This is a genomic window from Streptomyces sp. P3, assembly GCF_003032475.1.
GTDB lineage: Bacteria > Actinomycetota > Actinomycetes > Streptomycetales > Streptomycetaceae > Streptomyces.
Window position 1 is genome coordinate 324,426 of the sequence record NZ_CP028369.1, and the last position, 13,707, is coordinate 338,132.

Here is a 13,707-nt window from a genome sequence, read left to right on the forward strand (position 1 = left end):
CCACCGGTCAGGCTCGGCCGCCTTGCTCGTCCACGAGCGTGCCGATCTTCTCACCCTTGACGGCGCGAGCGATATTGCCCTCCGCGAGAAGCTCGAAGACGAGAATCGGGAGTTTGTTGTCGCGGCACAGCGTGACCGCCGTGGCGTCGGCGACCTTCAGCTCGCGCGTGATGACCTCGCCGTACCCGAGGGCGTCGAACTTGACGGCCGCCGGGTTGGTCTTGGGGTCGGAGTCGTAGACGCCGTCCACGCCGTTCTTGCCCATGAGCAGCGCCTCGGCGTCGATCTCCAGGGCGCGCTGCGCGGCGGTGGTGTCGGTGGAGAAGTAGGGCATGCCCATGCCGGCGCCGAAGATCACCACACGGCCCTTCTCCAGGTGCCGCACGGCGCGCAACGGGATGTACGGCTCGGCGACCTGGCCCATGGTGATGGCGGTCTGCACCCGGCTGTCGATGCCCTCCTTCTCCAGGAAGTCCTGGAGGGCGAGGCAGTTCATGACGGTGCCGAGCATCCCCATGTAGTCCGAGCGCGCGCGGTCCATGCCGCGCTGCTGGAGTTCGGCCCCGCGGAAGAAGTTGCCGCCGCCGATGACGACCGCGATCTCGGCGCCGTCACGCACGACCGCGGCGATCTCGCGGGCGATCTTGTGCACCACGTCGGGGTCCACGCCGAGGCCCCCGCCGCCGGAGAACGCCTCTCCGGACAGCTTCAGCAGGAACCGGCCGTGTACCTTGCCGTCGTCGCTCTTCTGGGCCTTGGTGGTCATGGGAGTTCCCGCCTCTTTCGCGTGGTGCACAAACGAAGAAGGCCACTGCCGGTGGGGTGTCGTTCGCATCCCATGCGCGGCAATGGCCTCCTCGTCAGATCTGCTGTCGTCCGCCACGCGTGCGCGTGACGGCGTACCGGACGACTGCACCCGACCCTATCGGGCCGACGCGTCGATCGCGGTACGGACTCAGATGCCGACCTTGATGCGCGAGAAGCGCTTCAGGGTGACACCGGCCTCGTCCAGAACCTTCTGGACCGACTTCTTGTTGTCCAGCGCGTACGGCTGGCCGAGCAGCGTGGCGTCCTTGAAGAAGCCGTTGAGGCGACCCTCGACGATCTTCGGCAGGGCGGCCTCGGGCTTGCCCTCGGCGCGGGTGGTCTCCTCGGCGACGCGGCGCTCGGACTCGACGACCTCGGCCGGCACGTCCTCCTTGGAGAGGTACTTCGGCGCGAAGGCGGCGATGTGCTGGGCGACGCCCTTGGCGATCTCGGCGTTCGGCTTGTCGAGCTCGACGAGGACACCGATCTGCGGGGGGAGGTCGGGCATCGTGCGGTGCATGTACGCGGTGACGTAGCCGTCGGTGAACTGCGCGAAGCGGTCCAGCACGATCTTCTCGCCGAGGTTGGCGTTGGCCTCGTCCACGAACGCCTGGACGGTCTTGCCGGGCTCGATCTCGGAGCCGAGCAGCGCCGCGATGTCGGCCGGGGCGGTCTTCGCCACGTGCTCGGCGATCGCGCTCGCGACGGCCTGGAACTTGTCGCCCTTGGCGACGAAGTCGGTCTCGCACTTCAGCTCGACGATGACGCCGGAGGAGTTGTCGTCGGCAATGACCGAGACCACGGCGCCGTTCTCGGCGGAGCGGCCCTCGCGCTTGGCGACGCCCTTCTGGCCCTTGATGCGGAGCGCCTCGACGGCCTTGTCGACGATGCCCTCGGCCTCGTCCAGCGCCTTCTTGCAGTCCATCATGCCGGCGCCGGTGAGCTCACGGAGCTTCTTGACGTCGGCGGCGGTGTAGTTCGCCATGATCTGTGAATCTCTCTCGGAGTTCGAAGTCTCGAAGATCTACGAAGATCTGCGGGCTGTGGGTGGACGGCGGGCGGCACTCCCGGTGCCTCCCGCCGTCACTTCGCCCTACGACCGTACGGACCGCGTGGCGACCGTACGGCTCACGGCCTGACTCAGGCCTGCTCGCCCTCGGCGGCCGGAGCGGCCTCGGCGGCGGGAGCCTCGTCGGCAGCGGCCTCGGCGGCGGGAGCCTCGGCGGCCGGAGCCTCGTCGGCAGCGGCCTCGGCCGGCTTCTCGGCAGCCTCGTCCGCCTTCTCGGCGTCGGCCTTCTTCTCGCCCTCGAGCAGGTCGCGCTCCCACGCGGCCAGCGGCTCGCCGGCGGCCTTGTCGCCCTTGTCGCCGGTGGCGACGCCGGAACGGGAGATGAGGCCCTCGGCGACGGCGTCGGCGATCACGCGGGTGAGCAGGGTGACGGAGCGGATCGCGTCGTCGTTGCCCGGGATCTTGTAGTCGACCTCGTCGGGGTCGCAGTTGGTGTCGAGGATGGCGACGACCGGGATGTTGAGCTTCCGGGCCTCACCGACCGCGATGTGCTCCTTCTTGGTGTCCACGATCCAGACGGCGCTGGGGACCTTGGACATCTCGCGGATACCACCGAGGGTCTTCTCGAGCTTGGCCTTCTCACGCGAGAGGACCAGGAGCTCCTTCTTCGTCAGACCCGAGGCGGCGACGTCCTCGAAGTCGATGAGCTCGAGCTCCTTGAGGCGCTGCAGGCGCTTGTAGACGGTCGAGAAGTTGGTGAGCATGCCGCCCAGCCAGCGCTGGTTGACGTAGGGCATGCCGACGCGGGTGGCCTGCTCGGCGATGGCCTCCTGCGCCTGCTTCTTCGTGCCGACGAACATGACCGTGCCGCCGTGGGCGACGGTCTCCTTGACGAACTCGTAGGCGCGGTCGATGTACGACAGCGACTGGAGCAGGTCGATGATGTAGATGCCGTTGCGCTCGGTGAAGATGAAGCGCTTCATCTTCGGGTTCCAGCGACGGGTCTGGTGACCGAAGTGGACGCCGCTTTCCAGCAGCTCCCGCATCGTGACGACGGCCATGGCCGTTCTCCTTGGGTTTCTCGGTTGTGCCGCGGGAACCGGGCGGCTCCCGCGCCTGACGCCCGCGATGCGCCGAGCCACTAAGGACCGAGGGGCGCGGATACCGGAAGACCGACCGTGGCCGGGCCCCCGATATCGGGGCGTGCGAAGTCGACCCGGTGACCCGGATCGCCAGAAGAAGTGTACGGGACCCGCGGGGTGCCGGGTGACGCCGCTGTCCACAAGTGGCGCGCTGTCCACAGGCCACAGCCGTGATCGGCGGGATGCGGGACGGTTCGGTCATGTATGCGAAGCGATGCCTCAGCGGCCTGGCGCTGCTCCTGTCGATCATGACGCTGACGTCCACGGCGTGGGCCGGTCCACCCGCCCGACCCGGCTTGTCCGCCCCACAGCTCCCGTCCGCCCTGCCGCACCCTTCCGCCCCGCCGGGCCCGTCCGCTCCACCAGGCCCGCCGACCTCGCCGGGCTCGTCGACCACATCCGCCCTCCCGACCCTGCCGAGCCCGCCGACCCTGCCGAGAATGTCGAGCTCGTCAGCGCCGACGACGCCGACGGCCCCGCCTGTCTCAGCGACCCAGCCGTCGGCCTCCCCGCCCCCCGGCCCCACCCCGGCCGAGGCCGGCGGTGAGGCCGAGGGCGGCGGTGAGGCGCTGCCCGTTCCGGCGATCGGCCGGACGTGGCCGGTGGGCACGCGTCCGCCGGTGGTACGCGGCTGGGAACCTCCGGCGACGCCGTACGCCCGCGGCCATCGAGGGGTCGACCTGGCGGCCCCGCCGGGCGCACCGGTACGGGCCGTGGCAGCCGGACGGGTGTCATTCGCCGGCCAGGTGGCCGGCCGGGGCGTGGTCTCGGTGGAGCTGACGGCCACGGGCATGCCGCCGCTGCGCACGACGTACGAGCCCGTGCGGGCGTCGGTGCGCGAGGGGGACCAGGTGAGCCCGGGCCAGGTGGTCGGGACGGTGGAGCCGTCGGACCGGCACTGCGCGCGGAGCTGTGTGCACTGGGGGCTGCGGCGCGGCGAGACCTACCTCGACCCGTTGTCCCTGCTGCCGCCGTGGCTGCGGCGCACGGCCCCCTCCAGACTCCTGCCGGTACTGGGCGTCCCCTTGCCGTGATCCGGCCCGGGAGCCCCCGCCACCCCCGCCGCGCCGCGGCCGCCGCCACCCTTCGGCCGCCGGGCCGGCTGGGCGCAGGGCGGCAGGGCGGCAGGGCGGCAGGGCGAGGTTCAGCCGCGGACTCCTCGTAGGACCATGCCGACCGCAGCCTCCGTGATCGCCGACGGGTCCTCCGCGGCGCCCAGCTCGATCCGCCGTACCGCCGCGTCCACGACGCCCTGCAGAAGCATCGCCGCCAGCCGGGGCTGCGCATGACCCAGCTCGGCCAGCGCCTCTCCGATCATCGCCACGAGGCCGCCGTGCGCCGCCCGGATCTTCTCCCTGGCTCCGGCGTCCAGCTCGCTGGCCGAGATCGCCACGACGGCCCGGTGCCGCCGGTCCCCGACCAGGGCGAGCTGCCGTCGCACGTACGCCTCGACCTTGGCCTCGGCGCCGTCGGCCGCGGTCATCGCGGCCTCGACCTCCGCCGTCCACACGGGGAAGTCGACCTCGCACAGCTCCTCGACCACGGCGGCCCGCGAACGGAAGTACTCGTACACGGACGAGCGCGCGAGACCCGTCCGCTCGGCGAGGGCCGGGAACGTCAGCGCTTCCGTCCCGCCCTCGGACAACAGGGAACGTGCCGCGTCCAGCAGGGCGGCACGCTGCATCGACCGGTGCTCGGCCACGGAGGCCGCTCGAATCCTTGGCACGTCGTCCATTTTACGGACGTGCCACGCCCTGCGGGAGTGACTGCGCCCGCCGGCACCGGCAACGGGCGGGTCAGCGACCGAAGCTCGCCAGTTTGGCCCGCAGCTGGAGCACCGACTTGGTGTGGATCTGACTGACCCTGCTCTCGGTCACACCCAGCACGTTCCCGATCTCGGCGAGCGTCAGCCCCTCGTAGTAGTACAGGGTGACGACCGTCTTCTCCCGGTCGGGCAGCGTGTTGATCGCCCGGGCGAGGAACCGCCTGAGCTCCCGGTCCTCGGCCACCTCCACCGGGTTGTCGGCGGCCGTGTCCTCCAGCGTGTCCATCAGACTCAGCCGGTCGCCGCCCTCGCCGCCGACGTGCAGCAGCTCCTCCAGCGCCACCACGTTGGCCAGCGACAACTGACTGAACACGGCGTGCAAGTCCTCGACGGCGATGCCCAGCTCGGCCGCGACCTCGCACTCCGACGGGGTCCGCCTCAGCCGTGCCTCCAACGTGGCGTAGGCCCGCTCCACGTTGCGCGCCTTCTGCCGGACCGACCTCGGGATCCAGTCCAGCGCCCGCAGCTCGTCGATCATCGCGCCGCGGATCCGGGTGATCGCGTACGTCTCGAACTTGATCTCCCGGTCGACGTCGAACTTCTCGATCGCGTCGATCAGCCCGAAGACCCCGGAGGACACGAAGTCGGCCTGCTCCACGTTGGGGGGCAGGCCGACGCTCACCCTTCCCGCCACGTACTTCACCAGCGGCGAGTAGTGCAGGATCAACTGCTCCCGCAGCCGCTCGTCGCCCGTCGCCTTGTACGAGCGCCACAGCTCGTCGAGCGTCGAGGGAGCGGGCGGCCGCACGCTGCCACCGTCACGGGCGGCTGGGGGGATCGCCGCCCGGTCGGACCCGGAGGTGTGCTGAGGCATTCGTCGCCTTGTGCCGTTCTGCAGTGAAGTGCGTCGGGGTGGGTGAAGGTGTTACCAGGTGGTGCAGTGGTGCCGGTCTGTGACGGAATCCTCGTGAGCGTAGCGTGACTGCGGTGTCGCGGTGCGCGAAGTTCGCGGTGCGACCGGTACGCAGATACGTTCCGCTTGGCGCCCTCCCGGGGCAGGTCGATCGGGGTCGCCATCACGAGGTCGCGTCAACTACCGGACTCCACAAGGCTTTCGGCGTTCCCCCGGACGGCCGAACCCCCGGAGTCAACCCGGAGGCCGATCCCCTCGAACGGAGACCATCGCCTGGCGTGTCAACTTCCAGCCGTCGCCGTGTCGTTCGACGTATCCGAGCGCTCTGAGCTCGTACAGCCTCGCGATCGCGTCGTCCGGTGTCGTCCGGGCTTCGCGGGCGATCTCGTCGACCGCCGCGGTCCGGCGTGCCGGGAGCGCGGCCAGCACTCGCCGGGCCCCCGGCTCCAGGAGGTCGCGCGGCAGCGCCGGCCCGCGCCGGGCGGGCGCCAGTTCGCCCATGTCACCGACCAGCTCGACGATCTCCGCGGCATCGGTGACCAGCACGGCCTCCTCCCGCAGCAGTTCGTGCACCCCTGCGGAGAGGCCGCTGGTGGCCGGGCCCGGCACTCCTATCGTGTGCCGTCCCAGGCGTTGTGCCGCCCGGGCGGTGACCAGCGAGCCGCTGCGATGGGCGGCCTCCACGACGACCGTGCCCCGGGTGAGCGCGGCGATCACCCGGTTGCGCAGGATGAAGCGGCTCGGCGTCGGGTGCTCGCCCGGCGGCAACTCCCCGATCACCAGACCCTGTTCGGCGATCCTGCCGATCAACTGTGTGTGACCCCGCGGATAGGGCTGGTCCACCCCGCACGCGAGGACGGCGACGGTGGCGCCGCCTGCGCCGAGGGCGCCCCGGTGGGCGGCTCCGTCGACCCCGTAGGCGCCGCCGGACACGACCACCCAGCCGCGTTCGGCGAGGCCGCAGGCGAGGGAGGCGGCCATGTGGGCGCCGTACTCGGTGCAGGCGCGGGCGCCGACGACGGCCACCGAGCGCAGCGCCCACATCCGCAGGCTGGGCCGCCCCCGCACCCAGAGCCCGAGCGGCCGGGCGTCCCCGAGCTCTTCCAGCGTCCCCGGCCACTCCGCGTCGCCCGGGCACACGAACCGCACCCCGGCCTTCTCGGCGAGGGCCAGGTCCCGCTCCGGATCGGCCAGCTGGGCGCGCGCCCTGAGCCCGGCCCACCGCCGTGCGGTCACTCCCGGCAGCGGCTCCCCGTCCGCGCACAGCCGGCGCACCACCTCCCGCGCGCCACGCTTGCGCACCCACTGACCGCCGACCTCGTCGCCGGGCTCGACGACCCGGCAGAGGAAGACCCGGGCCAGCCGGTCGTCGGCCCGGACGCCGCCGTTCACGTGAGGGCCCCGAGAGCCATCGGCACCCCGCGGGGAACCCCCGTGCGCAGCTGGAGGGCCAGTGCCACGTCCGTCGCGTCCGGCCGGTCGTGGCCGACCAGGTCGGCGACCGTCCAGGCGACCCGCAGCACACGGTCGAGCCCGCGGGCGGTCAGCGTCCCGCGCTCCAGGTTCCGCTCCGCCTCGTCCATCGCGCCGACCGCCGCGTGCCAGCGGTGGCGCAGCTCCCGCCCCGGCACTTCGGAGTTGGTCCGCCACGGAGTGCCCGCCAGCCGGGCCGCCGCGCGCTCCCGGGCGGCCCGCACCCGGTCGGCGACGGTCGTTGTGGACTCGCCTCCGGGCCCGCGGTGCGCGAGCTCGGCCCGGCTGACCGCGTCGACCTCCACACGCAGGTCGACCCGGTCGAGCAGCGGCCCGGAGAGCCGCGCCTGGTAGCGGCGGACCGCGGCGGGCGAACAGTCGCACAGGGCGTCGCGCAGCGAGAACCGCCCGCACGGGCACGGGTTGGCGGCGAGCACCATGAGAAACCGCGCCGGGAACCGTACGACGCCCGCGCTGCGCGCGATCACCACGTGCCCCGATTCGAGCGGCTGCCGCAGGGCGTCGAGGACCCGGCTGCCGAACTCGGGGGTCTCGTCGAGGAAGAGCACGCCCCGATGGGCCAGCGAGACCGCGCCGGGGCGGGCGATGCCGGGGCCGCCGCCGACCAGTGACTGCATCGTGGCCGAGTGGTGCGGGGCGCAGTACGGGGGCACGTCGATCAGAGGCTTGCCGGGCGGCAGCAGACCGGCCACCGAGTGCACCGCCGTGACTTCCAGCGACTCCTCCCTGCACAGCGTGGGCAGCACCGTCGGCAGACGCTCCGCGAGCATCGTCTTGCCGGCGCCGGGCGGGCCCTCCAGGAACAGATGGTGTCCGCCCGCGGCGGCCACCTCCACCGCGGTGCGCGCCGAACGCTGGCCGACCACGTCCGCGAGGTCGTGCTCCTGCTCCGGGTGAGCGGCGCCCATGCCGGTGGCCTCGCCCGTGCCGGGCACCCGCAGGCCGGCCAGGAGCGGATCCGGGCGGCCCGTCTCGTCCGGATCCTCCTCGGGCACGGGCTCGTCGGCGAGGACGGCGATGAGCTGCCGCAGGCTGCGCACTCCGAGCACGGAGACGCCCGGCACCAGCGCGGCCTCGGCGGCCGCGCTCTCGGGCACGACCACCTGCTCGTATCCGGCGGTCGCGGCGGCCAGCACCGCGGGGAGGACGCCCCGCACCGGCCGCACCCGCCCGTCCAGGCCCAGCTCGCCGATCATCACGATGTCGGCGAGCACCCGCGGGTCGATCCGTTCCGCCGCGCCGAGCACCGCACAAGCCACGGCGAGGTCGAAGCCCGATCCGCCCTTGGGCACGGAGGCGGGGCTGAGGCCCACCGTGAGCTTCTTCTGCGGCCACTCGCCGCCCGAGTTCACCACCGCCGCCCGCACCCGGTCCCGGCTCTCGCTCAGGCTCTTGTCCGGCAGCCCCACCAGGGTGAACGCCGCCACTCCGGGTTCGAGGTCGGCCTGGACCTCGACGACCACGCCCTCGACGCCCACCAGCGCCACCGCACACGTACGCGCGAAGCCCATCTCAGGCCACCCCCCGCGCGTGCTGCACGACGGCGGCTCCGCGGCGCGGCAGGACCACGCCGACCAGGTCGATCCGGACGCCGCCCGGCGGGGCTCCGCCGTGTGCCTGGATCCATCGCTCGGCGAGCCCGCGCAGGCGCTCCGCCTTCTCCGGCGTCACCGCGGCCATCGGGTGCTGGAAGCCGCCGCCCCTGCGGGTCTTCACCTCGCAGACCACCAGGACGTCGCCGTCCCTCGCGACGATGTCGATCTCGCCGCTCCTGCCGCAGCGCCAGTTGCGCTGCAGGACCGTCATCCCCGTCTCGGCCAGCCGCCGGGCGGCCAGCTCCTCGCCGTACCTGCCGAGTGCACCACGTGCCAGCTGTGCGTTCATGTCGGCACCACCTCCGGCGCCAACGTTCACGCATCCGCCTCCACCGAAAGGATCTTGGTGGACGGACCGGCGACTGTGGAGAACTCCGTCACCCGCCCGGGGGGTCCGGCTCAGCCGCCGGCCGGCGGGGGCACTCACCGGGCAGGCGGCGTGCACCCGGCGGGGCCCGCGGCCGGGGGGTCAGTTCCCCGGAAGCTCCAGGTCGCTCTTGTTCAGCTCCTCGATGTTCACGTCCTTGAACGTGAGGACCCTCACCTGCTTCACGAAGCGGGCCGGTCGGTACATGTCCCACACCCAGGCGTCGGCCATCGACACCTCGAAGAACACCTCGCCCTGGACCGAGTGCACCTGCATCTCGTAGTCGTTGGTCAGATAGAAACGACGCTCGGTCTCGATCACGTATTTGAACAGACCGACGACATCGCGGTACTCCCGGTAGAGCTTCAGCTCCATCTCGGTCTCGTACTTCTCGAGGTCCTCGGCGCTCATGGCATGTTCCCCTTCAGCCGTGCGATCCCCCCATTGTGCGCCAGTCCCGAGTGCCCCTAGACGATTTCCGTCTCAAGGGTCACCGGTCCGGCCGGGGGACCTTCGTCGAGCAGCCTGCGCAGCAGCTCGGCGAGTCTGGTCGGATACACCGTCTCATGTGCCTGGGTCAGTTCCTGACACGTCCACCAGCGCGCTCCGGCGACACTGCGCCGTTCCAGCTCGGTCAGGGCCGTCGCCCGGGTCGCCGTCACCGTCGTCCGGGCGAGGTAGTACCACTCGTCCTGGTCCCAGCGGCGTCCGGCGAAGGGGAATGAGCACCTCCGCCGCCACAGCACGGGGCCGAGGTCGACCTCGGTGATGCCGGTCTCCTCGACGAGTTCCCGCAGAGCGGCCTCCTCAAGGGTCTCGTCGCCCTCCACACCGCCGCCGGGCGTGAACCACCAGTGGTCGGCGGGGTCGTCCGGTTCATGGCCGTGGAGCAGCAGGATGCGGTCCTGCGGGTCGAGCAGGACGACCCGCGCCACCTTGCGCAGCCCGCCCTCGTAGGAGTCGACGCCCACGCCGGTCGGCTCGTCCGCCGGCTCAGCGGGCACCGGCGGGCTCCGGCCGGGTACGGCGGCGGCCCGTCCGCTTGGCGATCGGGCCGTATGCGCCGCCACCGAGCACCAGCACGGCGCCGCCGACGATCAGCCAGCCGATCGTGCCCAGCGGACCCGGCTCGGAGAGCGCGCCGAGGTCCGTGAAGCCCGTGGGCCGCTTCAGCATGCCCTTCATGGGCCAGACCACGGCGTCGACGCGGGCCTTGACGGCGCTGCGCGCCACCGTGCCCTGGGCCGCGTCGGTGAGGTGGGCGGTGGAGTCCAGGGAGCCCTGGCGCTCGTCGCCGAGGAGGAAGAGCCTGCCCTCGGGGACCGTCACGGTCGGGAAGTTCTTGATCTCGGCCAGCGTGCCCGGCGGCAGATACGGTTCCTCGATCTGCTTGCCGTTGACGGTCAGCTTGCCGTCGGTGCAGCAGGAGACCGTGTCGCCGCCGACCGCGACCACGCGCTTGACCACGGGCGCGTTGCTCACCCAGGTCTTGTCGGTGAAGACGACCACGTCCCCGCGGTGCACCTCGCCGCCGTCGACGCGCTGGGCGAGCACGCGGTCGCCGGCGGCGATCGTCGGGCTCATGGAGCTGGTGGGCACGGTGTAGGGCCGGTAGAGCAGGGCTCCCCAGGCGAACCCGCCGAGGAACAGCACGAGGCCCAGTGCGACGGCCAGTCCGGACAGTCGCTGTCCGGTCCGGCTGCCCACCGGGCCGCTGCTGGTGCCACCGCCGCTGTGCGGGGCCGTTCGTGTAGTGCTCTCGCCACCCATGGACCCGCACCCTACCCGGCGGTACCGAACCCGGTCAGCCCCTCTTTCCCGGCCCCGCCCGGTTCGGCCCGGTCTTCGCAGGCCGAGGTCACACGCTTGGGAAAGGGTTTGCCGAGAGAGGGCCCGGCGGGCCGCCGGGGCCTCGCGGTCAGCGGGTCCCGGAGTCCCCGCTGCGCCGGCGCCGCCACAGGACCACCGGTACGACCCCGGCGAGGGCGAGACCCTGCGGCGCGACGGTGAGGGCCGCGGACGCCGCGGACCTGTCGTTCAGACCGGTCTGCTCGAAGGTGTCCGGCACCGGCAGCGTGCCCCAGTGGGTGAGCGGCCAGGCCTTGACGATGGCGCGACCGACGACCTGGTCGACGGGCACCATGCCGTGGTTCTTGTCCGACTGGTTGTAACGCGAGTCCCGCGAGTTCTGGCGGTGGTCGCCCATGACCCAGACGTAGCCCTTGGGGACCTTCACCGAGAACTGGCCGCCCTGGTCGTCCTGGCTGCACGGGGTGTTGCCGGGGTACACGTACGGCTCGTTCAGCGCCTTGCCGTTGACCGTGAGCGGGCCGGTGCCCTTGCAGGCGACGGTGTCTCCGCCGACGCCGATGACCCGCTTGATCAGGTCCTTCTCCTCCGCCGACGGCATCAGGCCGATCCAGCTGAGGAGGGTCTGGAAGGCGTTCGGCTCGACGGTGTTCTCGCCCGCGAGCCAGTTGTCGGGGTCATGGAAGACGATGACCTCGCCGCGCTCCGGCTCGGAGCCGAACCACGGGGTCAGCTTGTCGACGAGAACCCGGTCGCCGATCTTGAGGGTGTTCTCCATCGAGGCCGACGGGATGGAGAAGGCCTGCACCAGGAACGTCTTGATCAGGAGCGCGAGAACCAGTGCGATGCCGATCAGGATCGGCAGCTCCTTCCAGAAGGAGCGGGGTTTCTTCGCCTTCGGCGCCGGGCCGTCCGGACCGTCGCCGCCGGTCCGGGGCGGTTCGTCCGGCGGCGGACCGTCGCCGCCCGCCACGGGGTCACTCCCGGAGGTCACGGCGCTGTCCGCGACCGGGTCGGCCGCGCCCACGGGGTGCCCGCGGTGCTCCTCGCCGTCGTGCCCGGACCGTGCGCCAACCGCCACATCCCCCACGCCAACTCCTCACCTTGTGCCGCTGCCTGCCCCACATACGACGCAGGCCCACCACTCCCATAACGAGCGGGAGTTCCGCAGGGGTCGGGAGTCTTCCGATCGATCCGTTCGGACCGTCGGAAGCAACCCTATGCGACGGCCGGGCGGCGGCGGTCGCCCCGACCGTCGAGCCGGTCACCGAGGAGAAAGTTTGCGGTTCCTTGAGACGGATCCAGTGACCGAGGGGCCAGGCGATCACCATGGCCCGGCCGACCACCTCGTCCTCCGAGACGGTGCCGCCGTAGTCGGTGTTGCGATGCGCCCGGGAATCGGCGGAGTTGGCCCGGTGGTCGCCCATCACCCACAGCCGCCCCTGGGGGACGGTGATGTCGAACGGGTCGTCCGAGGGGGTGTTGCCGGGGTAGAGGTAGCTTCCCTCTTCCAGCGGAACACCGTTGACGGTGACCCGCCCCTGCGCGTCACAGCACTTGACGTGATCGCCGCCCACCCCGACGACCCGCTTGATGAGGTCCTTCTCGTTGTCGGACGGCAGCAGACCGATGAAGGTGAGCCCTTCCTTGATCTGCTTGACGACGACCGGATCCGCCTTCTTGGCGGTGGTCTGTTCGTCGTCGAGCCAGCCGCCGGGGTCCTTGAACACGACGACGTCCCCGCGCTCGGGCCTGGAGCCGAACCACGGGGTGAACTTGTCGACCAGGACCCGGTCGCCGATCCGGATGGTCTGTTCCATGGAGCCGGACGGGATCACGAAGGCCTGCACCAGGAACGTCTTCAGAACCAGGGCGATCAGGACGGCGACGCCGACCAGCAGTGGTATCTCCCGCACGGCCGATCGCCTGCGCTTGCGCTTGACCTTGCGCTGCAGCTTGCGCCGCTCCGCCCGGGAGCGGCCGGGGCCCGGGCCGGCGGTGCGCCGCACGCCGGTGGGCAGGAGATTGTCCGCGGCGCTGTCCGGGAGGCCGCGCGGCTTGCCGCGGTTACCCACGGGCGCCCTCCGAGCCGGGCACGTGCGCGTAGGCGCTCGGACGCGAGAGACGGGTGAGGTGGGCGAAGGGCCAGACGATCCAGTCGGCGCGGCCGATCACGTGGCCGACGGGGATCATGCCGCCGCCCGGTGAGCCCAGATGGTCCCGGGAGTCGCTGGAGCGGCTGCGGTGGTCGCCCAGAACGAACAGGGCGTCGTCGGGCACGACCACGTCGAAGGCGGCCGTGGACGGGCTGTCGCCGGGATACAGGAAAGTCGACTCGTCGACCGACCGGCCGTTCACCTGGATCCTCCCCTCCTTGTCGCAGCAGACCACGTGATCTCCCCCCACACCCACGACGCGCTTGATGTAGTCGGAGTTCCCGAAGTACTCGGTGCCGTCGAACACGACGACGTCGCCGCGCCGCGGCTCGGCACCGAAACGGTACGCCAACTTATTTACGAGAACGCGGTCACCGATCCTCAACGCGTTTTCCATGGATCCGCTGGGAATCTGGAACGGTTGCACCACGAACGCGTTGAGGACGAGCAAAAACAGCAGGCTGACCAGCGCGGTCAGGCTGTAGCGACCTCCGGGAACACACGACACGATCCGCCCCGCCCACGCAAAACGCGACCGCCCCTCCGGTCCCTCCGGGTCCGCGGTCTCCTGGGAGACGTCGGCGGCCACGGAAGGGCGGGAGGAGCGATCGCGCTCCGGCGTCGGCTGAGCTTCGGTGTCCATCGGGGCC

At 71.6% G+C, this 13,707-nt stretch carries 15 protein-coding genes; 1 reads left to right on the plus strand and 14 read right to left on the minus strand.

The window, feature by feature from the left end; all coding sequences use genetic code 11:
* Positions 1–7: 7 nt before the first annotated feature.
* The 3 genes from pyrH to rpsB all read right to left on the minus strand — a co-directional run bounded on the left by pyrH (position 8) and on the right by rpsB (position 2,877).
* Positions 8–766, minus strand: coding sequence for a UMP kinase (gene pyrH / locus C6376_RS01240; protein ID WP_107441700.1), 759 nt, complete (start codon positions 764–766; stop codon positions 8–10).
* Between the two features lie 189 nt (positions 767–955).
* Complete coding sequence (tsf, locus tag C6376_RS01245; RefSeq protein WP_107441701.1) at positions 956–1,792, minus strand: translation elongation factor Ts; 837 nt, start codon at positions 1,790–1,792, stop codon at positions 956–958.
* Between the two features lie 155 nt (positions 1,793–1,947).
* Positions 1,948–2,877 (minus strand): 30S ribosomal protein S2, encoded by a 930-nt coding sequence (gene rpsB / locus C6376_RS01250; protein WP_107441702.1) that lies wholly within the window; start codon positions 2,875–2,877, stop codon positions 1,948–1,950.
* A 521-nt stretch (positions 2,878–3,398) separates the two neighbouring features.
* On the opposite strand from rpsB, the gene C6376_RS01260 reads away from it, so the two are divergent.
* Positions 3,399–3,992, plus strand: a complete 594-nt coding sequence (locus tag C6376_RS01260; RefSeq protein WP_107441703.1) for a murein hydrolase activator EnvC — start codon at positions 3,399–3,401, stop codon at positions 3,990–3,992.
* Positions 3,993–4,102: 110 nt separating this feature from the next.
* On the opposite strand, the gene C6376_RS01265 is transcribed toward C6376_RS01260, so the two are convergent.
* From C6376_RS01265 to lepB (C6376_RS01315), 11 genes are all read right to left on the minus strand, one after another.
* Complete coding sequence (locus C6376_RS01265; RefSeq protein ID WP_107441704.1) at positions 4,103–4,660, minus strand: TetR/AcrR family transcriptional regulator; 558 nt, start codon at positions 4,658–4,660, stop codon at positions 4,103–4,105.
* 94 nt (positions 4,661–4,754) lie between these two features.
* On the minus strand, positions 4,755–5,597 hold the full coding sequence (whiG, locus tag C6376_RS01270) for an RNA polymerase sigma factor WhiG (protein WP_107441705.1): 843 nt from the start codon (positions 5,595–5,597) through the stop codon (positions 4,755–4,757).
* A gap of 273 nt (positions 5,598–5,870) precedes the next feature.
* Entirely contained in the window at positions 5,871–7,028 is a 1,158-nt protein-coding gene (gene dprA / locus C6376_RS01275; RefSeq protein ID WP_107441706.1) for a DNA-processing protein DprA, read from the minus strand.
* Entirely contained in the window at positions 7,025–8,641 is a 1,617-nt protein-coding gene (locus tag C6376_RS01280; protein ID WP_107441707.1) for a YifB family Mg chelatase-like AAA ATPase, read from the minus strand. The genes dprA and C6376_RS01280 overlap by 4 nt, the downstream gene beginning before the upstream one ends.
* A gap of 1 nt (position 8,642) precedes the next feature.
* Entirely contained in the window at positions 8,643–9,044 is a 402-nt protein-coding gene (locus C6376_RS01285) for a YraN family protein (RefSeq protein ID WP_107441708.1), read from the minus strand.
* Between the two features lie 150 nt (positions 9,045–9,194).
* Positions 9,195–9,503 carry a DUF2469 domain-containing protein gene (locus tag C6376_RS01290; RefSeq protein WP_010353840.1) on the minus strand — a complete coding sequence of 103 codons (309 nt, stop codon included), beginning with the start codon at positions 9,501–9,503 and terminating at the stop codon, positions 9,195–9,197.
* Positions 9,504–9,559: 56 nt separating this feature from the next.
* Positions 9,560–10,096, minus strand: coding sequence for an NUDIX hydrolase (locus C6376_RS01295; protein ID WP_173985557.1), 537 nt, complete (start codon positions 10,094–10,096; stop codon positions 9,560–9,562).
* The gene (gene lepB / locus C6376_RS01300) at positions 10,086–10,862 is read right to left on the minus strand and encodes a signal peptidase I (protein ID WP_107441709.1); all 777 of its coding nucleotides are present in this window, start codon (positions 10,860–10,862) and stop codon (positions 10,086–10,088) included. Before lepB (C6376_RS01300) ends, C6376_RS01295 begins: the two co-directional genes overlap by 11 nt.
* Positions 10,863–11,010: 148 nt before the next feature.
* Positions 11,011–11,991, minus strand: a complete 981-nt coding sequence (lepB, locus tag C6376_RS01305; protein WP_107441710.1) for a signal peptidase I — start codon at positions 11,989–11,991, stop codon at positions 11,011–11,013.
* On the minus strand, positions 11,879–12,976 hold the full coding sequence (gene lepB / locus C6376_RS01310; protein ID WP_107441711.1) for a signal peptidase I: 1,098 nt from the start codon (positions 12,974–12,976) through the stop codon (positions 11,879–11,881). The genes lepB (C6376_RS01305) and lepB (C6376_RS01310) overlap by 113 nt, the downstream gene beginning before the upstream one ends.
* Complete coding sequence (gene lepB / locus C6376_RS01315) at positions 12,969–13,700, minus strand: signal peptidase I (protein ID WP_107441712.1); 732 nt, start codon at positions 13,698–13,700, stop codon at positions 12,969–12,971. The genes lepB (C6376_RS01310) and lepB (C6376_RS01315) overlap by 8 nt, the downstream gene beginning before the upstream one ends.
* Positions 13,701–13,707 lie beyond the last annotated feature (7 nt).

What these genes read in the sequence shown, in the direction of transcription:
- pyrH (WP_107441700.1), bottom strand. Translation starts at nt 766, where the DNA reads ATGACCACCAAGGCCCAGAAGAGCGACGACGGCAAGGTACACGGCCGG.
- C6376_RS01280 (WP_107441707.1), bottom strand. Translation starts at nt 8,641, where the DNA reads ATGGGCTTCGCGCGTACGTGTGCGGTGGCGCTGGTGGGCGTCGAGGGC.
- lepB (WP_107441709.1), bottom strand. Translation starts at nt 10,862, where the DNA reads ATGGGTGGCGAGAGCACTACACGAACGGCCCCGCACAGCGGCGGTGGC.
- C6376_RS01290 (WP_010353840.1), bottom strand. Translation starts at nt 9,503, where the DNA reads ATGAGCGCCGAGGACCTCGAGAAGTACGAGACCGAGATGGAGCTGAAG.
- lepB (WP_107441712.1), bottom strand. Translation starts at nt 13,700, where the DNA reads ATGGACACCGAAGCTCAGCCGACGCCGGAGCGCGATCGCTCCTCCCGC.
- rpsB (WP_107441702.1), bottom strand. Translation starts at nt 2,877, where the DNA reads ATGGCCGTCGTCACGATGCGGGAGCTGCTGGAAAGCGGCGTCCACTTC.
- whiG (WP_107441705.1), bottom strand. Translation starts at nt 5,597, where the DNA reads ATGCCTCAGCACACCTCCGGGTCCGACCGGGCGGCGATCCCCCCAGCC.
- C6376_RS01260 (WP_107441703.1), top strand. Translation starts at nt 3,399, where the DNA reads ATGTCGAGCTCGTCAGCGCCGACGACGCCGACGGCCCCGCCTGTCTCA.
- tsf (WP_107441701.1), bottom strand. Translation starts at nt 1,792, where the DNA reads ATGGCGAACTACACCGCCGCCGACGTCAAGAAGCTCCGTGAGCTCACC.